We start from the raw sequence: 19,748 nt of genomic DNA, 5'->3' as shown, positions 1-19,748 counted from the left end.
TCAGTCCCTTGATCTGAAGAAGATGCGGTAGGTTCAGGACGCTACGCTGAAGCGCGGGGCGGGTTGGGTGGCGGAAAGCTGTGGGCCGAGCGCGAGACGCGCAACTTCGAAGGCGTTCCACAACTCGACGTCCCTGAGCGCGGGGATCGTGCTGGTTTCGCCCTGATCGAGCCCGGCGAGCGCGGCGTCGACCATGTCCTCGGCCGGCATCACGATCTCGGCGGGCAGGTTTTCGACCGGCAGGCCGCCGAGTGCCCAGAAGTCGGTCCGCGTGGCGCCGGGCAGGACGGCCTGGGCGCGGATGCCGCGGCCGGCCAGCTCATGGTTCAGCGAAGTGGTGAAAGCCTGGACGAAGGCCTTGGTCCCACCATAGACGCCGTTGAGCAGTTCGGGGGCAACCGCGACGATCGAGGCGATGTTGATCACAGTGCCGCCGCCGCGCGCCACAAAGCCGGGCACCGCGGCATAGGTCAGGCGCATCAGCGCGGTAACGTTGAGACGCACCATGGCTTCCATGGTGTCGACATCGCTTTCCAGCAGCGTGGTGTGGGTACCGATGCCGGCATTGTTGACCAGCGCCGTGATGCTCGCATCCTCGCGCAGCACCTTCTCCACACTGGCAAGGTCAGCCGCGTCACCGAGGTCGGCGGCAATGACTTCGACCGCACGGCCTGTCCTGTCTGAGATCGCCGAGGCGAGCGACTGAAGCTTGTCCTTGTTGCGGGCGACGAGAATGAGGTCGTATCCGCGAGCGGCGAGGCGATCGGCGTAGATCGCGCCGATGCCGGTGGACGCGCCGGTGATGAGTGCAGTTCCCTTGGTGGTCATTGGTCTGGTCCTGTTCGAGGAGGAAAGCACCATCGCTTTCGACAAGGACGTTATGGACCGAATGATCGGCGTCTGATATGACGTATAAATTACGTTTTTCGGCCACCTGCCCTAGAGGATCAAATGCCTCACGTTTCCATGGTGCTTACGCCGGGCTTCCAGTTCCTTGCTCTCGGCGTGCAGGCCGCCTTCGAATTGGCCAATGCATTGAAGGACGAAGCCTATTACACCCTTTCCATCGCATCGGTCGAAGGTGGATCCGTCACGTCTTCGAGCGGCTTTGCGGTGCCGACAACGAAGCTAAGCGAGGTGGGGGCGGTGGACACGCTGCTCCTCCTCGCCGGCCTCGTGCCGCCTCCGCAGCAGGACGAAGCAACGCTCGCCACGCTGCGTGCGATGGCCAGGAAATCTCGCCGGGTCGCGGGCCTGTGCACCGGGTCGTTTCTCCTTGGGCAAATGGGACTTCTCGAAGGACATCGCGCAACCACGCACTGGTCCTATGCCCGGCAGATGCGCGAGGCCTTTCCGAACGTGCGCGTGGAGGAAGACCGCATCTTCATCAACGAGGGCGTCGTCTGGACTTCGGCAGGTCTCACTGCCGGTTTGGACCTCTCGGTGGCGTTGATCGAGAAGGACCTGGGACGCAATGTGGCAAGCGCGGTCGCGCGGCGGCTGGTGATGCACCATCGCCGCGCGGGCGGCCAATCCCAGCATTCGGAGCTTCTGGAGCTTGCACCCAGCAGCGACCGCATCCAGAAGGCACTGATCCATGCCAAGGCCCATCTCACCAGTCCGCTGACAGTGGAGGAACTGGCCGAAGTTGCGGCGCTCTCGCCGCGCCAGTTCAGCCGTGCGTTCCGTGCAGAAACCGGTCAGACGCCGGCCAAGGCGGTGGAGCAGATCCGCCTTGAAGCGGCCCGCCTGATGATCGAGGAAACCCGCCACCCCATGGACCAGATTGCGCGAGAAAGCGGCTTCGTCGACCTGCGCCGCATGCGCGAAGCCTTCATGCGCCAATACGGACAGCCACCACAAACTCTCCGACGCCTCGCGAGGTCCGCCTGAACGTCCGGGATGGGGGGCGCAAGGCTTCGATGATGTCGTCGCGCGCGGACCTCTACTCTGCGTTCACGGCTGGTAGATTCATGAGAGCCAACTTCGCCGTTCAGTCGATGTCTGCCTGTATCCAGCGGGTCGAGTGGTGAATGTCGATCGTTTGTAGCCGTCCTGGGCCCATATTCTCGAACCTATGCGGAACGCCCGCGGGTCCCAGCACGGCCTCACCCGCGCTAGCTTCGATGACATCGTCTCCAACAAAGAACCTAGCCCTTCCCGCGACAACAACAAAGACTTCGTCATAAGGATGAACATGCAGCCGGGGGCCTTCCCCCGGCGTATCATTGCCATACGCAAGAACGGTGATTGGCCCGTTTATAGCCTCTCCCGGGAGTACACCGCGCCACGGCCCCTCTGCCTCGGCGTTGTAAACGAAACCTTTGGTGGCGGGCCTTCCGTCCGGTGCGACCGTTTCTGGATCAAAATCTCTTCGTGTCAATGTTGAACTCCGTGAAGCACTGCTGTTCGAAGGTAACTGACGAGTGTGAATGTGCTCTACCGCTTCAGCAATACGCGTAAAGCGCGACCTTGTCATTGAACGGCGCGATAGAGGCGAGACCATCGTCATCTTGCTCCACCCCAAAGACAGGTGGCTCGTTGCGATGACCGCTCATGGCGCAACGGCTTGTGGGTCATCGGCCTGATGGAACGCTCGACCGTATTGGAGTCGGATTGCCCGGCTTTCGGGCGGCGTTGACGGTTCACGGACGAACAGATCGTTGGGATTTTCGAGAAGCAGGAGGCCCGCGCCAAGACGGTTGATGTCTGCCACAAGCACGGGGTCTCGCGGGTGCGCAGCCGCATCAGAGCGAGTGCCTCCCGTGCAACCAACAAAATCCGACAAAGTTGCTGTTGTCTGTTTGGAATGCCCTGCTAAAGTAACCCAGCGTTGCCGAGGCCATACAATCAATATCATATGTGGCAGTTCATTCGCTGGCGCACCTTCCTAAGAGTAGAGTTTGTCAGGTCCGCATCATTTCAAGCCGGGGCGGGCAGACATCGATCAAGGCAAGCCTTTGGAGGAACGGATGCAAAAATCGATTTTGACGCTTGCCCTGCTTGCTTCAGGGGCAATAGTGACGACTACGTCGTCAGCCGCCAATGCTCAGGAGCGTGAAGCCTACTTTGGCGAAACTCACGTCCACACCAGTTGGTCGTTCGATGCCTATATCTTCGGCAATACCCATACCGGGCCGGCGGACGCCTATGCCTACGCCAAGGGACAGACGATCAAACATCCGCTCGGCTATGACATCAAGATCGAGACACCGCTCGACTGGATGGGGGTTACCGATCACTCCGAATATGTCGGCACCGTCAAGCTCGCCAACACCCCGGGTTCTTCGATCAGCAAATTGCCGATTGCGCAAAAGCTGATCGTTCGCAAGCCCGAGGATGTCCAGCGCATCTACCTTTGGCTCGGCACGACGATCACCGAGAACAAGCCCATCAAGGAATTGATCTCGCCGGATGTCGCCGGAACCGTCTGGAAGGAGAACATCGCCATCGCCGACAAGGCGAACGAGCCGGGCAAGTTCACGGCCTTCTGCTCCTATGAATGGACGTCGACGCCGAACAACCGCAACATGCACCGCAACATCTTCTTCCGTGACTGCTCCAAGGTCCCGCAGTTGCCTTACAGCTCGATTGATTCCGACAAGCCCGAGGATCTATGGACCTGGATGGACCAGCAACGCCAGTCCGGCAACGAGCTGCTTGCGATCTCGCACAACGCAAACCTGTCCGACGGCCACATGTTCCCTACCGACGTCGACGAGAAGGGCCGCCCGATCGACGCGGCCTGGGCCGCCTCGCGGGACCGCAACGAACGGCTGACCGAAATCAAGCAGATCAAGGGTGCATCCGAGACGCACCCGGCACTCTCCCCCAACGACGAATTCGCCAACTTCGAGATTTTGACCTATCTGCTGGGCGACCCGGCTGGCCGCTTCCCGCACGTCGCCGGCAGCTATGTCAGACAGGCCCTGAAGGATGGCCTTTCGATGGCCGAGGCGCAGGGCTACAACCCATACAAGATGGGCTTTGTCGGCGGTTCCGATTCCCACAACACAGGGGTTCCCTATCGCCAGACGAATTTCTTCGGCGGTCACGGAAAAGCCGATGGCGACATCAAGCAGCGCATGTCGGGTTATCTCTTTGCCGGACTGGACATCCGCCTTGAAAACCCGGCGGGCCTGACGGGAATTTGGGCAGAGGAGAACACCCGCGCATCCCTGTTCGACGCGATGCAGCGCAAGGAAACCTTCGCCACGAGCGGACCGCGCATCAAGGTGCGCTTCTTCGGTGGATCGGACTGGGCCAGCGTGGCCAACGAAGCCGATTGGGTCAAAATGGCCTACGCCGGGGGCGTAACCATGGGCGGCGACCTGCCGCCATTGGCGGAGGGCCACGCCCCGTCCTTCCTTGTATGGGCGGTCAAGGACCCCACCTCGGGCAATCTGGACCGCATCCAGGTGGTCAAGGGTTGGACCAAGCATGGCCAGAGCTTCGAGAAGGTCTACGACGTTGCCTGGGCTGGCCGACGCACGCCGGACCCATTTACCGGGGTCGTGCCGCCAATCGGATCGACGGTCAATCTGGTCGATGCGACCTACACCAACTCGATCGGCGCGGTTGAGTTGAAGGGTGTCTGGACCGATCCCGACTTCGATCCGAGTCTCGACGCATTCTACTACCTTAGAACCCTGGAAATCCCGACGCCGCGCTGGAGCACCATCCAGGCCAGGGAACTGGGTGTCGCTCCGCCCGACAACGTGGCGGCAACGGTTCAGGAGCGGGCGTGGAGTTCACCGATCTGGTACACGCCCAGCGCGGATGTGCGCGCATCGGCAGCCAAGGGCACCACCGTTGCCGGCCTTACCGAGCAGGGCGCGACTGCGCTGGACGACAAGGCGCTCACCGACCTTGTCGTCGGAAAGACGACCTGGGTGAAAAACACCGTTACGGGCGAGGTTTTCAGCATCGCCTGGACCGAGGCCGGGCGGCGGCTCGTCAACAACGTGGGTGGATCACTGCCGCAACCCAGCGATGTCGGAGATGTCCTGCATGGCGGACTTATGGGGAGTGGGACTGCATATGAGATCAAGGACGGTGCCATTGTCACAACGCTTGAGAACACGCCGTATGAGGTAAAGGTCTACAAACTCGGCGATAAGTTCGTTGCCGCCCGCAGCAACGAGTTCGGCTTTGCGAACTACGAGGTCGTTGCGACCCCGCAGACTCTCGATCCGCTGGACCAGCAGAAGTCGCCGTTCTGAGACCGCTGGCCCCAGCAAACAGCGAGGTGTGCCACGTGGACCGCATGGCGGCAGGTTTGTCAGGGCGATCAAACGGGCAAGTCCGGTTGCGGCTCCTGCCTGTTCTCATCATGCTGTTGCTTGCCGCCGTCGGTCAGGTCCATGCCTGCGCAGTGTGTCTGAGTGGGATCACGATCACACCTGGTCAGCAACTGGACGCGGCCGCCGACGCCGTTCTGGCCTTTCCGCTCACCAGTGGCGGACAATATCGAGTGCTGGAAGTGATTAAGGGTGCTGAGGTCGTCGGTGAGACCATAGGGCAGCCCGGCATCGCCGCGGTCAAGCCGGAGATCATGATGTCTTTGGACGGACCCTTGCTGGCTGAGGATGTCAGTCGAACGTCAGGCACGAAGCCGCAACTGCTCATTCGCGACCGTACTTCCGAGGAATGGAGGGGGTTGGGCGAGATCGAGGTCAGCCATGCCGAATGGCTCCGGAGGCTGGCGGCAACCTACGATCCGAAAAGAAAGCGTCCAACCGGCGGTACCGGGATGGCTGCGCTGGTTGGCACCGAATCGGGGGGGATCGATTGGTCCGCGCGTCTATCGATCGTCGTACCCAATCTCGAAAGCAGCGAACCGCTGGTCGCTGAAATTGCCTATGGCGAGCTGGCGAGGTCACCGTACGCCGCCATCGCCAACCTCAAGCCCCGACTTGACGTGGCAAAGATCGCCGACTGGATCAACGACCCCGCACGTGCCGAGCGAGTTTCGGGATATACCCTGTTGATGGGTGTCGCCGGCGGGCCGGATGAAGCAAGGGAAGTTGAGGAGCGCATCGCTTCTGCGTTGACCACCGGCATTTCCACGAACCTTGCGGCGATGCTCACCGCCGATCTTGAACTGCATGGGCCAAGCCGGATCGACTGGCTCGTGGAGACGTTCTTTGTCGACCGACGACGCACCCTGCCCGAGATCGAGACCGCCTTGCAGGCCCTCAGCGTGCATGGGCAGGCCAACGCCTCGATATCGCGGGCAAGGGTCGTCGAGGCCTATCACGACTTCGTCCGGGCTCGCAGGCCGATGGCAGGGTTCGTAGCCATGGAACTGGCGGATTGGGGGGAATGGGGGTTCACGGACGATTTTGCCGACATTCTCCGCGCGAAGGCGGTGAAGGACCCGGCGGGTGAGTTCGCCATCCTCAGCTACCTCCGCCAGAGTTCGACACGATCCGCAACGCAAACCGATCATCCGAACTAGGAGCAGACATGACGCGGCTGATCGAGCGGGAAAGCAATACCGAACGCAACATGACCGACAACGGCACTGCCGGCAGGTGGACGCGGCTCCTGCGCGAACCGCTTGTTCATTTTCTTGTCGGCGGTGCGGTGCTCTTTGGTGCCTATCAATTCGTGCCCCGCGACGAGGCAATAACGGCAGTCGATGGGCTGACCATCGCGCTGACGGAGGACGACATCCGCCAACTCGCCGTGAGCTGGTTGGCCCAGGGCCGCCCGCAGCCGACGGCCGAGCAGTTGCGCAGTCTCGTGGATCAGAGGGTAACCGAGGAGATCCTCTTCCGGGAGGCCGTCGCCCTCGGCCTTGATCGCGACGACGAGATCATCAAGAGGCGGCTCGCCCAGAAAATGGACTTCCTGACTGCCGACCTGGCGACGATGGAGGAACCCACAAGGGATGAGCTCAAGGAATGGTTCGCAAAGAACGCCGGGCGTTTCGCCCTCCCCCCGCATGTGAGCTTCAGGCATGTGTATTTTTCGCCCGACAAGCACGGCGCGAGCACACGCGAAGCGGCAGCGGCAGCCATCAATCTCATCGCAGGCAAGCGCCCGGGCTCGCCAGAGGTCGCCGCCGCCGGAGACCCGTTCATGTTCCGGAATACATACGGCGACAGCACGCCCGCCCAGGTGGCCAAGGAGTTCGGACCAGAGTTTGCGAACGCGCTCTTCGATCTCGAAGCAAAGTCATGGCAGGGACCCGTCCGGTCCGGATACGGATGGCACCTGGTCTGGATCGATTCCACCGAACCCGGTCGCATTCCTGACTTTGAGGAGGTCGAACCGAACGTCAAGTCGGCCTGGGTGGACGAGCGGTATCGAGAGATCAAACGTGTTGCGCTCGAAGAGATGCGGTCACGCTATCTGGTGACGATGCCTCCTATCGAGGATATCGACCTTAGCGATCTGGTGGGGCAGCAGGCCGGCAGCGGTGCTGCAGAAGGGTTGTCGCAGTGACGACAGCGCGGCTACATCCACGCCTCGGTTGGCGCATCCTGCTTGGCGCCCTGCTCTGGTCGCTCAGCTTTGCCTTGGCGGCCGCGCACGAAGTTCGTCCGGCTTACCTGCAAATCGACGAGATCGGGAATGGTCGCTTCAGCATCCTGTGGCGGACGCCTCTGCTTTCCGGCATGCGCCTTCCGGTCGTGTTGCGGCTGCCCGACGACGTACGCACCATCACTGCTCCGATCGAGCGCACGTTTCCGGACTCGCTCGTCGAGCGTCGAATGGTGGAGGCGAGCGACGGTCTGGGCGGAAAGCGCATAGAATTCGTCGGCCTGCAGGCGACGATCACCGACATCATCGTCCGCACGAAGACACAGGGTGGTGCGGCGGTTACCACAATTGTGCGCCCTTCCCAGCCATGGATCGATATCGAGAACGAACCCGATCCGTTTCAGGTCGCCGCGACCTTCTTCCGCAACGGCGTGGAACACATCCTCTACGGCATTGATCACCTGCTGTTTGTGGCCTCGCTAATGCTGGTGGTGCGGGGGTGGCCGATGCTGCTCAAAACCGTCACCGCCTTTACCATCGCCCATTCTGTCACGTTGGCGCTCGCGACCTTCGGGGTCGTGACGCTGCCGGCGCAACCTGTAGAAGCGATGGTGGCGCTCAGCATCGTCCTTGTCTGTGTCGAAGCCGTGCGGTTCAGGCGTGGCGAGACGAGCCTTGCAATCCGGTGGCCCTGGGTGGTCGCCTTCGCTTTTGGTTTGCTGCACGGTTTCGGCTTTGCCGGAGCATTGGTCGACCTCGGTCTGCCCACGTGTGATATCCCGCTCGCGCTCCTGTTTTTCAACATCGGCGTCGAAGCGGGGCAACTTCTCTTCATTGCGGCGATCCTTGCAGTGACAGCTTCGGTTCGCCGCATCTTCGAGATCCCTCGATGGGCCCCGGTCGCGGGTGCCTATGCCATCGGTTGTCTCGCATCGTTCTGGGTGATCGAGCGCGTCGACACCATGTTCTTCTGAGGGGAAAAAGCATGCGTACCGCAGTTCACGTCTTTGCAGCGATCAGCTTCCTCGCCTTGCTCTCGGGTCAAGCTCTCGCCCATTCGGACACCGGCGACGTCGGCGGATTTTCAGCGGGGTTTCTTCACCCGGTCTTCGGCCCGGATCATGTGATCGCCATGGTTGCCGTCGGGCTTTGGGGCGTCTTCCTCGGCGCGCCCGCGATCTGGATGCTTCCGATCGTCTTTCCGCTGGTGATGGCGTTCGGTGGAGCATTGGGCATGATCGGTGTTCCGCTTCCGGCGGTGGAGACGGGCATCGCTCTGTCGGCTGTCGTCCTGGGGCTTTGTGTGGCCTTGGCGCTCAAGCCACCATTGGCCATTGCAGCGGTCATCGTCGGGGTATTTGCCATCTTTCACGGCTACGCGCACGGTGCGGAAATGCCCGGGGCCTCTGCCCCCCTCTCCTATGTTCTCGGCTTCGTCATTGCGACGGGGTTGTTGCACCTTTGCGGAATCCTGTTCGGCAACCTCGCGCGTTGGCCGGCCGGCCGAATGGCCGTCCGCGCCGCGGGTGGGCTGATCGCGCTGGCCGGCGGTGCCTTCCTGAGCGGCCTGGCTTGAGACGCGTCGGTGCCGCCGTCGCCGCTGCGGCGTTCGTACTCGAGCCGGGGGCTGCCGGGGCCCACGGGACACTGCAGGGCGTAGGCGATTTCTATGCCGGCCTCCTTCATCCGCTGGTCGTCCCGGCGGAGTTTCTCGCTCTCGTCGCAATCGCTCTCCTGCTTGGCGGATCAGGAGTGCAGGCGTGCCGACTGGGACTGCCGGCGCTGGCCCTGGGGCTCTCCGCGGGGCTGCTCGTGGGGCACGACGTCCCGGAAGACATGGCTAGCCCGCTGCTCCTGGGCGTGGCAATGACATCGGGTGCGCTCGTAGCCTCCGCAATTCAGCCACCCATCGCGCTTCTGACGGCTCTGGCGGCGGTGGCAGGCTTGGCCGTCGGCACCGACGCGGCTCCCGAGGCCGGTGCGCTACGGCCGTTCCTTGTCGCCAGTGTCGCTACCGTGCTTGGCGGATCGGCACTTGCAACAACGGTGATAGCACTGGTGCTGGGAAGAGACGTTCACTGGCAGCGTGTCGCTGTCCGAACGGCCGGATCATGGATTGCCGCATGTTCGATCCTCTACTTCACCTGGCTGCTCGTGCCCCGATAACCAGCCCTTGTCGCGGGCCAGCGACCTCCGGAACAGACCGACGACCTTAGCGAACTCGATTGTGTGGTGTGAACGACCGAAATGAGGGCGCAAACCTGCGGCCGCGCGGATCCGCCGAATGTCCGCATCTGGGAGACAGCCAGAATGCGCGCCGTTACGGAGATGGTGGGCGCAATCAAAGGCGCCGGGGCTGGCAAACAGCCCGTCCCTCATAACCCTCGAAAACAACGGAAAAATCCGGCCATAGCCGGATCGGGAGAACGCTTTCGCGAGAGCAAGTGGCGGAGAGGAAGTCCGCCATAGGTTACATTTTATGAGGTGACATGTGACCGCATAATATCATGATTTAAAATACTTTTTGTCTGTTTGCCTCACAAGTTTGACCACATGTGATCACATCTCATCTCAAGCAATTCCACGTGTTGTGATGGGCTGCATGATGGGCTAAACACCGCCTCAGTCGAACTTGGGGAAGCCAATCTGATGCTGAGTGATGCAAAAGCCCGGAAGCTGAGGCCGGGCGAAAAGCCCGTATCTGACGGCACGGTCAAGGGTCTCTACCTCTTTCCGACCAGCACGGCCGGCAGCGGAAAGTGGATCCTCCGTTTCGTCTCGCCAGCGAATGGGAAACGCCGAGACATGGGGCTCGGAACCTATCCGGCGGTATCCCTCCGCGATGCGCGCGGCAAGGCATTGGAAGCGCGGACCGTTATCGAAAATGGCGTCGATCCCCTCGAGGAGAGACGTGAGCGCCGGGCGGAGGAAAAGAAGCTTGCGGCGATCCCAACCTTCGAAGGGGCGGCGCGGCAGCTTCACGCCGATCTGTCGGTTGGCTTCCGGAACAAGAAGCACAGTGAGCAATGGATCAATACGCTGGAGCAGTATGTTTTTCCGGGGATCGGCAAGCGCCTTGTCAGCGAACTGGGCCCCTCGGACTTTGCAACCTGCCTGAGACCGATCTGGCTGGAAAAGCCTGAAACGGCATCGCGCGTGAAGCAACGATGCGACGCTGTCATGGACTGGTGCTCCGCCAACGGCCACATTCTTGCAAGCCCCGTGAGGGTCGTTGACAAGCTTCTGCCGAAGCAACCCGGCAAGCGGGAGCGTGTCGAGCATCAGCCAGCCCTTCCCTGGCGGCAACTGCCTGGCTTCTTCAAAGACGTGCTGCATGTCGGACCAAGCCGAACATCGAAGATCATGCTCGAGCTCTTGATCCTGACCGCCTGCCGGTCGGGCGAGATCAGGCAGATGCGCTGGGACGAGATCGATTTCGCCGAAGCGGTCTGGACCATCCCGGCTGCGCGCATGAAAGCCAGGATCCTGCATCGTGTACCGCTGACTCCGCGGGCGCTGGCTCTTGTCAAACTCCAACAGGATAGGCTCGGCTTGAACGAAGGGTTGGTTTTTCCATCCCGCTCCAACACGCCGGTCAGTGACATGACGCTGACCAAGTTCCTCAGGGACAAGAAGGTGGAGAGCGATACACCGGGACGGCTGGCAACGGCTCATGGGTTTCGATCCAGCTTTCGCGACTGGGCCTCAGAAAATGGCTACCCACGCGACGTCGCGGAACGCGCCCTTGCCCACACCGTCAAGAATGCCACCGAAGCCGCGTATCACCGCACCGATTTGCTCGAGCAACGGCGTGCCATGATGCTGGAATGGGAAAGGCATTGTCTTCGCGACACGCGGCAGAGGGTCGACGTTAGCGCAGGCTAACAGAACAAAATCCCCTTGCAAGCCTGGTCGGATTATGGCTTGCCGGTCTGTTGGCTAGTCATCCAGCAGCTTTGCAGCAATAGCGCCTGTCCTAGTGTTGCTGCCGATACTCGACCGCCCAGACCCGCCACGGAGGCAGTTGCGGCTTCGGCGCATGCCGTAGACCGGCCCGCCGTGCTCGTGACCCACTTTACCCTGACCCAAGCAAGCCCGGCTGGCCGGATGGCCCGGGGCTGCAGCCGGTTTGACAACCAAAGGCGCAAACCTGCAGTTCGCCGACATCTGTGCATGTCCGCTTTAGAAAAGCACTGTGCTCAGGTCAGTGCCCTGCTTGGCGGCGCGCTGCGGATCGGTTGCTGGAGCCAGCATCGACCCGTCAGATTTGGGGCCGTCTACCGACTGTCCGCTGCTGGGAACGCAACACGACAACGGACAGTCCAAAGGAGTCATGGGTTGCGAAGAGATCACCCCGCAGCCCGAATTCGGCTACGCTGAAACTTGTGTCATCGCCATGACCGGGTCGTGCCATGCGTGCATACACCGAACATTTGCATGCCAACGTCTGGAAACGACCCCGAGAAACCGCCAGGATGCTGACAAGCATCGTGTCGGTCCGTCGTGAAGCCGCTTGCCGACACGCGGGACCGCTCAGTCTTGATCCGCCATCCGGTAGCCGACCCCGGGTTCTGTCCGGACGATCGCCGGCTGTGTGGGGTCGCGCTCGATCTTCTGGCGTAGCTGGCCGATGAATACGCGGAGATAATGCAGGTCTTCGCTGTGGGCGGGCCCCCAGACGGCGGTGAGCAAAGTGCGATGGGTGACAACCCTGCCGGCATGCCGGGCGAGCAGCAGCAAGAGGTCGTATTCCTTGGGCGTTAGGTGCACGGTCTCTCCGCCCCGTGAGACGAGCCGCTTGATCGGGTCGATGGTCAGCTCGTCCACCTCCAGCGTGGCCGGGATGGCATCGGCACGCCCGCGGTGCCGCAACGCCGTGCGGATCCGTGCGGTGAGTTCGCCGATGCCGAAGGGCTTTTCGACATAGTCGTCGGCACCGAGGTCGAGTGCGGCGATCTTCTCGCTCTCGCGGCCTCTGGCGGAGAGGATGACGACCGGAATGTCCGACCAGCTCCTCAGCTTCGCGATGACCTCCTTGCCGTCCATGTCGGGCAGGCCGAGGTCTAGAATGACGAGGTCCGGCGCTTGCGTCGCGACCGCCTTCAGGGCCTCGGCCCCCGTCGCCGCTTCGACGACGTCGTATCCCGCCGCCGTCAGCGACGGCTTCAGGAAACGCTGGATCTGCGGCTCGTCGTCTACGACGAGAATGCGCGATGCGGTCATGAGGCCTTGTGTCCGGTTGTTTCGGCTGCGGGGAACCGCATGATGATGCGGGTTCCCTTTTTCTTCATGGCGGGACTTTCAGCATGGATCTTTCCACCCATCGCCTCGACGAAACCCCGCGCGATGGAGAGCCCAAGCCCCGTTCCCGGGGACCGGCCGTCGGGCTTGCCTCTCCGGTAGAACTTTTCGAACACCCGGTCGAGATCCGCCGCCGGGATGCCCTTGCCCAGATCGGTGACCGAGATCAGCACATTCGCACCATCGCGGCGGGCATAGACATTGATCGGCTCCTGTCCGCCGTATTTCACGGCATTGTCGAGAAGGTTGAACAGGACCTGGGACAGCAGCACGCTGTCCCCCTTGATCAGGGGCAGATCCTGCGCGATTCCGGTTTCAATCATGCGCCCCGGCGCGTATTTCCGCGTTCGTTCGACGGCGGACTGCACCGCGTCGGTTACGTCCACCCAGTCCTGCTTCGGCTTCAGCGTTCCGGCCTCGATGCGGGTCATGTCGAGCAGATTGGCGACGAACCGGGTCATTCGGGCACTTTCCTCCTCGATGGAAAGCAGCAGGTCGTCCCGGCTCGCCCGGGTCATCCGTTCGCCGAGTTGCCGGATGCCCGTGACCGCGCCGGTGATGGTGGCAAGCGGTGTTTTGAGATCGTGGGAGATCGAAGACAAAAGTGCCTCCCTGTAGCGCTCCCCCTCCAGCCTTGCGGCCTGCTGCACCGTCTCCTCCGCCAATCGTGCACGGTCCAGTGCGATTGCGGTCTGGTCGAGGATGGCGGTCAGCACGCGCTCGGTGTTGAGGTCGAGCCGGTCGTCGTTGTGCTCCAATCCGCAGACGCCGACAATCCCATGCGGACCGAGGAGCGGCCGGAACTCGAAACGGCTGTTCGGCAGCGTGCCGGTTCCATGGCCCGCCGCCTCGTGCCTGTCGTGTGCCCAGCGGGCCGCGGTGAGGTCCGTGACGCCCATTTCCGTGTCAGGCGGCCAGGCGGCGATCAGACTGAGGTCACCCTGTCGTGGCAGCAGCAACACGACGCTGCGCCTCAGACTCGCCTGCAGTTGCGAGACCGTGAGCCAGACGGCGTCCTCGGTCTTGGCAGTGCTGGCGAGCTTGCGGGAGAAGTCGTAGAGCGCCTGCAAAGCGGTGGCGCGCAGCCGCGCGACCTCCGCCTGTTCCCTGATGCGGGATGCGAACCCTCCGGCGATGATCGCAACGGCGAGGAACACGAGCAAGGCGAAGACCTCGTGTGGCGCGGCGATCGTGAAGGTGTGCAGCGGATCGATGAAGAAGAAGTTGTAGGCGAGCGTCGACAGGAGGGCCGCGGCAAAGGCGGCGAGATAGCCACCGGAAACGGACGCGCCCAGCACCGCAAGAAGGAACAACAGCGATATGTTGGGCAGGTCGACGACCATGCCGATGGCCTTGCCGATCGCGGTCGTAGCGGCGACGAAGCCGAGTGCGATGAGCGCGGCCCGCCGCAGGCTTGATAGTCTGGGCACCGGTGCCGATGGCCACTGTCGGGCGGGATTGTTGGCGTCGGGAGTAACGATATGCACCCCCAGACCGGAAGCCTGCCGTGCCAGCATATCCGGAAGCGATCGGGCGAAGAGCCTTTCCAACCGGCCGCGCCTGGGCGCCCCGATGACGATCTGGGTCACATGTTCCCGCCGGGCAAGCCTCAGGATCTCCGCGACGAAGTCCCGGCCGATCACCCGTCGGGTCTCCGCCCCGAGTTGCTCGGCGAGCCGGAACAGCGTCTCGATCTTCTGCAACCGGTCTGGGGTTTCCACCTCCCGGTCGGCTCGCTCGATCGAGACCGCGAGCCATGGAGCGTTGAGACCCGAGGCCAGGCGGCTCGCCACGCGCACGACCTTTTCCGACAACGGATCGGAACCGACGCAGACGAGGAGCCGCTCTCCCGTTGCCCATGGACCGTCGATCGCGTTCTGCTTGAGATAGTCGACCATCTGGTCGTCGACGCGGTCGGCGGTGCGCCGCAGCGCCAGTTCCCGCAGCGCGGTCAGGTTGCCCAGCCGGAAGAACTTGTCGACGGCGCGTTTCGCGCTTTCAGGCAGGTAGACCTTGCCGTCCTTCAGCCGCTCGATCAGTTCCGAGGGCGACAGGTCGACCAGCAGCACTTCGTCCGCACGCTTGAGCACGACATCGGGGACCCGCTCGCGAACTGTCACGCCGGTGATCTGTGCGACGAGGTCGGCGAGGCTTTCGAGGTGCTGGATGTTGAGCGCCGTCCAGACATCGATGCCGGCGGCCGTCAGTTCCTCGATGTCCTGATGTCGCTTCGGGTGGCGACTATCCTCGGCGTTCGAATGGGCGAGTTCGTCGACGATGACGATTCGTGGCCGACGGGCGAGTGCGGCATCGAGGTCGAGTTCCTCGAGCATCCGCCCGCGATGGGCGGCGCTGCGGCGCGGCAGCACCTCGAGCCCCTCCATCAGGGCCGCAGTCTCGCCGCGACCATGGGTCTCGACCAGGCCGACGACGATATCCACGCCATCCGCCTTCATTCGGCGGGCCCGCGACAGCATCGCATAGGTCTTGCCTACCCCCGGTGCGGCGCCCAGAAAAACGGTAAGCTTGCCCCGGTGGTCCTTGTCCGCCAAGGCAAGCAAGGCATCGGGGTCGGGACGTCGTTCGTCCCTGCGGTCGTCGTCCGCCATGCGTGCACTCACATCTTCATGGCATCGAGTGCCAGGTTGAGCTCTAGCACATTTACCCTTGCTTCGCCGATAAAGCCGAGAGCGGGGTTTTCGATCTGGCGCTCGACCAGTTCTGCGATCTTGGCCTCGTCCTGTGACCGAGCTCTCGCCACGCGCGCGACCTGTGCGCGGGCGAAGGCCGGCGAGATGTGCGGGTCGAGGCCGGAGCCCGAGGTGGTGACGGCGTCGGCCGGAACAGGCTGGGTCAGGCCGGCCTCGGACAGGCGACCGACATCTGCGGCGACGCGATCCCGGAGCTTGACCGAGGTGGTACCGAGGTTGGACCCGGAAGAGGCCCCGGCATTGTAGGGCCCGGGGCCCGTCGCCGATGGGCGCGACCAGAAATAGCTGTCCGAGGTGAAGTTCTGGCCGACCAGGGCAGAGCCGACCACGGTGCCGCCGCGTTCGATCAGGCTGCCGTTCGCTGCCGCCGGCATGAAGGTTTGCGCGAGCGCGTTGATGGCCAGCGGGTAGGCAAGACCAGTCAGCACGGTCATGACGACGACGAGGGTGATCGCGGGGCGGAGATGGTTGAGCATGGTCACACCAGGTTGAAAGCGCTGACGACAAGGTCGATGGCCTTGATGCCGGCAAAGGGAAGGACAAGGCCGCCAAGGCCGTAGATCGTCAGGTTGCGTCGCAGCAGGCTCGCCGCAGTGGCCGGCGAGAAGGCGACGCCCTTCAGCGCGATCGGGATCAGCGCCACGATGATCAGCGCGTTGAAGATGACGGCCGAGAGAATGGCTGATTGCGGCGAGGAAAGCCCCATCACGTTGAGAGCGCCGAGCCCCGGATAGCTGGCGACGAAGAGCGCCGGGATGATGGCGAAGTACTTGGCCACGTCGTTGGCGATCGAGAAGGTGGTCAGCGACCCGCGTGTCATCAGGATCTGCTTGCCGATTTCGACGATCTCGATGAGCTTGGTGGGGTTCGAATCGAGGTCCACCATATTGGCAGCCTCGCGGGCGGCCTGGGTGCCGGTCTGCATGGCAACGCCGACATCAGCCTGGGCGAGCGCCGGCGCATCGTTCGTGCCGTCACCGCACATCGCGATCAGGCGACCGCCCTGCTGTTCGCGCCGGATAAAGGCGAGCTTGTCCTCCGGCGTCGCCTGGGCGAGGTAATCGTCCACGCCTGCTTCCGAGGCGATTGCCGCGGCCGTCACCGGATTGTCACCGGTGACCATTACCGTGCGGATGCCAATGGCGCGCAGGGCCGCGAAGCGTTCCTTGATGCCGGGCTTGACGACGTCCTTGAGGTGGATGACGCCGAGCAGGCGATGTCCGTCCGCAACGGCGAGCGGCGTGCCGCCGGTGCGGGCGATCTGGTCGACGACACGACGGAATTCTGGCGGCGTATCTTGTTCGGCAAGGCCGGAAAACGCCAGCACGGCATCGACCGCCCCTTTGCGCAGCCGGCGGGGACCGATGTCGGCACCCGATAGCCGGGTCTCGGCGGTAAAGCCGATCACGGCATCGAGCGCTGCCGTCGGCCGTGCGACCCCGAACTCGCCAGTGGCGAGCGCCATGACAGAGCGGCCTTCCGGCGTCTCGTCGGAAAGCGACGCAATCAGGGCGGCTTCGGCAAGTTCGGCAGCCGAAACGCCTGGCGCAGGCACGAAGTCGCTGGCCATGCGGTTGCCGAAGGTGATCGTTCCGGTCTTGTCGAGCAGCAGCGTGTCGACGTCGCCGGCGGCCTCTACCGCACGGCCCGAGGTGGCAATGACGTTGAAGCGCACGAGGCGGTCCATGCCGGCAATGCCGATTGCCGACAGGAGCCCACCGATCGTGGTCGGGATGAGCGTCACGAGCAGGGCGGCAAGGACCGCGACCGAGATGACGGTTCCGGAATAGCCTGCCAGTCCCCAGATCGCCGCGCAGACGCACAGGAAGACGAGCGTCAGGCCGGAAAGAAGGATCGCGAGGGCGATCTCGTTCGGCGTTTTCTGACGCTGGGCGCCTTCGATCAGGGCGATCATGCGATCGACGAAGGAAGAGCCCGGGGCGACGGTGATCCTTATCTTGATCGTGTCCGACAGCACCTGGGTGCCACCGGTGACGGCAGAGCGGTCGCCGCCGGATTCGCGGATGACCGGGGCGGACTCGCCGGTAATGGCACTTTCGTTGACCGAGGCGACCCCCTCGATCACCTCGCCGTCGCCTGGGATCAGTTCGCCGGCCGCCACGATCACGACATCGCCGACCTTGAGGCTGGTGGCCGGGACCGTTTCGTCCTTGCCGCTCGCGCCGATCCGGCGCGCGACCATCTCGGACTTGGCCTTTCTGAGGCTGCCGGCCTGGGCGCGACCGCGGCCCTCGGCGACAGCTTCGGCGAAGGTCGCAAAAACCACCGTGAACCACAGCCAGATCGCGATCTGGCCTGAGAATGCCGCGGCATCGGGAGCGCCCCAGAGGTCGCGGAGAAAGAGGATCGTGACGACCGCCGCCAGGACCTCTGTCACGAAGATGACCGGGTTGCGCGATAGTTGCCGGGGGTCGAGTTTTCGGAAGGCGTCGCCGATCGCCGGGATGAGGATCGCGGGATCGAGAAGACCGGGAGTCCTGTGGCCTTTAGACATGTGGTTTCCTTTAGAAGGTCTGGCCGGCAAGCATGGCGAAGTGTTCGGCAATCGGGCCGAGTGCCAGTGCCGGGAAGAATTGCAGGCCACCGAGAATGAGGATGATGGCAATCAGCAGACCGACGAAGAGCGGCCCGTCGGTGGGAAAGGTGCCGGCCGAGGCGGGCGTCTTCACTTTCGCGGCGAGCGATCCTGCGATCGCCATGACCGGCACGACGTAGCCGAACCGCCCGACCAGCATCGCGATTCCGAGCGTCGCGTTGTACCACGGCGTGTTGCCGCTGAGGCCGCCGAAGGCCGAGCCGTTGTTGCCGGCGGCCGAAGTGTAGGCATAAAGGATCTCCGACAGGCCGTGCGGGCCGGCGGTCCCGAGGCTCGCCACCGCGAAGGGCAGCGTGGCCGAGGCGGCCGTGAAGCCGAGGATGGTCAGCGGCAGGATCAGCACCGCCAGCATGGCGAACTTCATTTCGCGGCGCTCGATCTTCTTGCCGAGGAATTCCGGCGTGCGGCCGACCATGAGACCGGCGACGAAGACAGAGAGCAATGCGAACACCAGCATTCCGTAGAGGCCGGAGCCGACCCCGCCCGGCAGAACTTCGCCGAGCTGGATCAGAAACATCGGAACGAGGCCGCCGAGCCCGGTGAAGGACCCGTGCATGCCGTTGACGCCGCCGTCCGACAGTCCGGTGGTGACGGCGGCATACAGCGCCGTCATGGCCTGCCCGAAGCGGACCTCCTTGCCTTCCATGTTGCCGACCGAGGGATCGACGCCAAGCGCGGTGAGGATCGGATTGCCTTGCGCTTCGGCCCAATAGGTGACGCCGACCCCTGCGATCAGCAGGATGGCCATCGCCGCGATCAGGGCCCAGCCCTGCCGGCGGTTGCCTACCATCTGGCCGAAGCTGTAGACGAGCGCCGCCGAGATCGACAGCATGGCGAACATGTTGAGGTAGTTCGACCAGGCGCTCGGGTTCTCGAACGGATGCGCGGCGTTGACGTTGAAGAAGCCGCCGCCATTGGTGCCGAGTTGCTTGATGGCCTCCTGGGATGCGACCGGACCGAGAGCGATCAACTGGTGGGCGCCTTCAAGCGTCGTCGCTTTTACCGAGGCGTCGAGGGTCTGGGGCAAGCCCATGGCGACGAAAGCCAGCGCCACGACCATCGCGATCGGCAAGAGCACGAACAGAGTGGCCCGGGTCATGTCCACCCAGAAGTTGCCGAGGGTGGCAACCCGCGAGCGCATGAAGGCCCGGGTGAAAGCAACGGCGAGCGCCATGCCGGTAGCGGCCGAAAGGAAGTTCTGCGCGGTCAGGCCGGCCATCTGGCTGAAGTGGCCAAGCGTGGTCTCGCCGCCATAGTTCTGCCAGTTGGTGTTGGTGACGAAGGAGACGGCGGTGTTGAAGGCGAGGTCCGGGGCCATTCCGGCAAAGCCCTGAGAATTGAGTGGCAGGTAGGCCTGCAGCCGCAGGATCGCATAAAGGGCCAGGAAGCCGGCGAGCGAGAAGGCGAGCATCGCCAGCGTGTAGCCGAGCCAGCTCTGCTCCTTGTCCGGATTGATGCCGCTGATGCGATAGAGACGGTGCTCCAGCGGGCCGAGCACGGGGGACAGCAACGTCGGCTCGCCGGAGAAAACCCGTGCCATGTAGTGGCCCAGCGGTTTGATCACGAGTAGCACGGCGAGGAAAAGAAGGCTGATCTGCAGCCATCCGATGGATGTCATGGCCTGCTCC

General features: G+C 63.2%; 15 protein-coding genes. 8 read left to right on the top strand and 7 right to left on the bottom strand.

What is annotated here, in order from left to right; genetic code table 11:
• Window positions 1-33: 33 nt before the first annotated feature.
• Window positions 34-828, bottom strand: a complete 795-nt coding sequence (locus ACXAGF_RS06180; protein ID WP_475015303.1) for an SDR family NAD(P)-dependent oxidoreductase — start codon at window positions 826-828, stop codon at window positions 34-36.
• Between the two features lie 123 nt (window positions 829-951).
• Here ACXAGF_RS06180 and ACXAGF_RS06175 point away from each other — a divergent pair, with 123 nt between their 5' ends.
• Entirely contained in the window at window positions 952-1,893 is a 942-nt protein-coding gene (locus tag ACXAGF_RS06175; protein ID WP_475015301.1) for a GlxA family transcriptional regulator, read from the top strand.
• Window positions 1,894-1,993: 100 nt separating this feature from the next.
• Here ACXAGF_RS06175 and ACXAGF_RS06170 read toward each other — a convergent pair whose 3' ends face one another.
• Window positions 1,994-2,479, bottom strand: coding sequence for a cupin domain-containing protein (locus tag ACXAGF_RS06170; protein WP_475019226.1), 486 nt, complete (start codon window positions 2,477-2,479; stop codon window positions 1,994-1,996).
• A 493-nt stretch (window positions 2,480-2,972) separates the two neighbouring features.
• Between ACXAGF_RS06170 and ACXAGF_RS06165 the strand changes: the two genes are divergently transcribed.
• The 7 genes from ACXAGF_RS06165 to ACXAGF_RS06135 all read left to right on the top strand — a co-directional run bounded on the left by ACXAGF_RS06165 (window position 2,973) and on the right by ACXAGF_RS06135 (window position 11,376).
• On the top strand, window positions 2,973-5,222 hold the full coding sequence (locus ACXAGF_RS06165; protein ID WP_475015299.1) for a DUF3604 domain-containing protein: 2,250 nt from the start codon (window positions 2,973-2,975) through the stop codon (window positions 5,220-5,222).
• A 44-nt stretch (window positions 5,223-5,266) separates the two neighbouring features.
• Window positions 5,267-6,460, top strand: coding sequence for a hypothetical protein (locus tag ACXAGF_RS06160; RefSeq protein ID WP_475019225.1), 1,194 nt, complete (start codon window positions 5,267-5,269; stop codon window positions 6,458-6,460).
• Between the two features lie 8 nt (window positions 6,461-6,468).
• Window positions 6,469-7,452, top strand: coding sequence for a peptidyl-prolyl cis-trans isomerase (locus tag ACXAGF_RS06155; RefSeq protein ID WP_475015298.1), 984 nt, complete (start codon window positions 6,469-6,471; stop codon window positions 7,450-7,452).
• Window positions 7,449-8,465 (top strand): HupE/UreJ family protein, encoded by a 1,017-nt coding sequence (locus tag ACXAGF_RS06150; RefSeq protein ID WP_475015296.1) that lies wholly within the window; start codon window positions 7,449-7,451, stop codon window positions 8,463-8,465. Before ACXAGF_RS06155 ends, ACXAGF_RS06150 begins: the two co-directional genes overlap by 4 nt.
• An 11-nt stretch (window positions 8,466-8,476) precedes the next feature.
• Window positions 8,477-9,067, top strand: a complete 591-nt coding sequence (locus ACXAGF_RS06145) for a HupE/UreJ family protein (RefSeq protein WP_475019224.1) — start codon at window positions 8,477-8,479, stop codon at window positions 9,065-9,067.
• Window positions 9,064-9,657 (top strand): HupE/UreJ family protein, encoded by a 594-nt coding sequence (locus ACXAGF_RS06140; RefSeq protein WP_475015294.1) that lies wholly within the window; start codon window positions 9,064-9,066, stop codon window positions 9,655-9,657. The genes ACXAGF_RS06145 and ACXAGF_RS06140 overlap by 4 nt, the downstream gene beginning before the upstream one ends.
• A gap of 483 nt (window positions 9,658-10,140) precedes the next feature.
• Window positions 10,141-11,376 carry a tyrosine-type recombinase/integrase gene (locus ACXAGF_RS06135; protein ID WP_475015293.1) on the top strand — a complete coding sequence of 412 codons (1,236 nt, stop codon included), beginning with the start codon at window positions 10,141-10,143 and terminating at the stop codon, window positions 11,374-11,376.
• A gap of 648 nt (window positions 11,377-12,024) precedes the next feature.
• Here the strand turns inward: ACXAGF_RS06135 and ACXAGF_RS06130 are convergent.
• Genes ACXAGF_RS06130 through kdpA form a run of 5 tightly spaced genes read right to left on the bottom strand, consistent with a single transcriptional unit; the run spans window position 12,025 to window position 19,738 of the window.
• The gene (locus ACXAGF_RS06130; RefSeq protein ID WP_475015291.1) at window positions 12,025-12,714 is read right to left on the bottom strand and encodes a response regulator; all 690 of its coding nucleotides are present in this window, start codon (window positions 12,712-12,714) and stop codon (window positions 12,025-12,027) included.
• Window positions 12,711-15,401, bottom strand: a complete 2,691-nt coding sequence (locus ACXAGF_RS06125; protein ID WP_475015290.1) for an ATP-binding protein — start codon at window positions 15,399-15,401, stop codon at window positions 12,711-12,713. The genes ACXAGF_RS06130 and ACXAGF_RS06125 overlap by 4 nt, the downstream gene beginning before the upstream one ends.
• A gap of 8 nt (window positions 15,402-15,409) precedes the next feature.
• On the bottom strand, window positions 15,410-15,979 hold the full coding sequence (gene kdpC, locus ACXAGF_RS06120) for a potassium-transporting ATPase subunit KdpC (RefSeq protein ID WP_475015288.1): 570 nt from the start codon (window positions 15,977-15,979) through the stop codon (window positions 15,410-15,412).
• Window positions 15,980-15,981: 2 nt separating this feature from the next.
• Window positions 15,982-18,018 (bottom strand): potassium-transporting ATPase subunit KdpB, encoded by a 2,037-nt coding sequence (kdpB, locus tag ACXAGF_RS06115; RefSeq protein WP_475015287.1) that lies wholly within the window; start codon window positions 18,016-18,018, stop codon window positions 15,982-15,984.
• A 10-nt stretch (window positions 18,019-18,028) separates the two neighbouring features.
• Window positions 18,029-19,738, bottom strand: a complete 1,710-nt coding sequence (gene kdpA / locus ACXAGF_RS06110) for a potassium-transporting ATPase subunit KdpA (RefSeq protein ID WP_475015285.1) — start codon at window positions 19,736-19,738, stop codon at window positions 18,029-18,031.
• Between the last annotated feature and the right edge of the window lie 10 nt (window positions 19,739-19,748).

It is taken from the genome of Mycoplana sp. ABR4_002 (genome assembly GCF_056159645.1).
The sequence above is the reverse complement of the archived record's forward strand: the minus strand, read 5'-3'. Positions and strand labels throughout refer to the sequence as shown.

Coding starts and splice junctions, on each gene's coding strand:
- ACXAGF_RS06170 (WP_475019226.1), bottom strand. CDS start 2,479: ATGACAAGGTCGCGCTTTACGCGTATTGCTGAAGCGGTAGAGCACATT.
- ACXAGF_RS06125 (WP_475015290.1), bottom strand. CDS start 15,401: ATGGCGGACGACGACCGCAGGGACGAACGACGTCCCGACCCCGATGCC.
- ACXAGF_RS06155 (WP_475015298.1), top strand. CDS start 6,469: ATGACGCGGCTGATCGAGCGGGAAAGCAATACCGAACGCAACATGACC.
- kdpB (WP_475015287.1), bottom strand. CDS start 18,018: ATGTCTAAAGGCCACAGGACTCCCGGTCTTCTCGATCCCGCGATCCTC.
- kdpC (WP_475015288.1), bottom strand. CDS start 15,979: ATGCTCAACCATCTCCGCCCCGCGATCACCCTCGTCGTCGTCATGACC.
- ACXAGF_RS06180 (WP_475015303.1), bottom strand. CDS start 828: ATGACCACCAAGGGAACTGCACTCATCACCGGCGCGTCCACCGGCATC.
- ACXAGF_RS06175 (WP_475015301.1), top strand. CDS start 952: ATGCCTCACGTTTCCATGGTGCTTACGCCGGGCTTCCAGTTCCTTGCT.
- ACXAGF_RS06145 (WP_475019224.1), top strand. CDS start 8,477: ATGCGTACCGCAGTTCACGTCTTTGCAGCGATCAGCTTCCTCGCCTTG.
- ACXAGF_RS06135 (WP_475015293.1), top strand. CDS start 10,141: ATGCTGAGTGATGCAAAAGCCCGGAAGCTGAGGCCGGGCGAAAAGCCC.
- ACXAGF_RS06165 (WP_475015299.1), top strand. CDS start 2,973: ATGCAAAAATCGATTTTGACGCTTGCCCTGCTTGCTTCAGGGGCAATA.
- ACXAGF_RS06130 (WP_475015291.1), bottom strand. CDS start 12,714: ATGACCGCATCGCGCATTCTCGTCGTAGACGACGAGCCGCAGATCCAG.
- kdpA (WP_475015285.1), bottom strand. CDS start 19,738: ATGACATCCATCGGATGGCTGCAGATCAGCCTTCTTTTCCTCGCCGTG.
- ACXAGF_RS06160 (WP_475019225.1), top strand. CDS start 5,267: ATGGCGGCAGGTTTGTCAGGGCGATCAAACGGGCAAGTCCGGTTGCGG.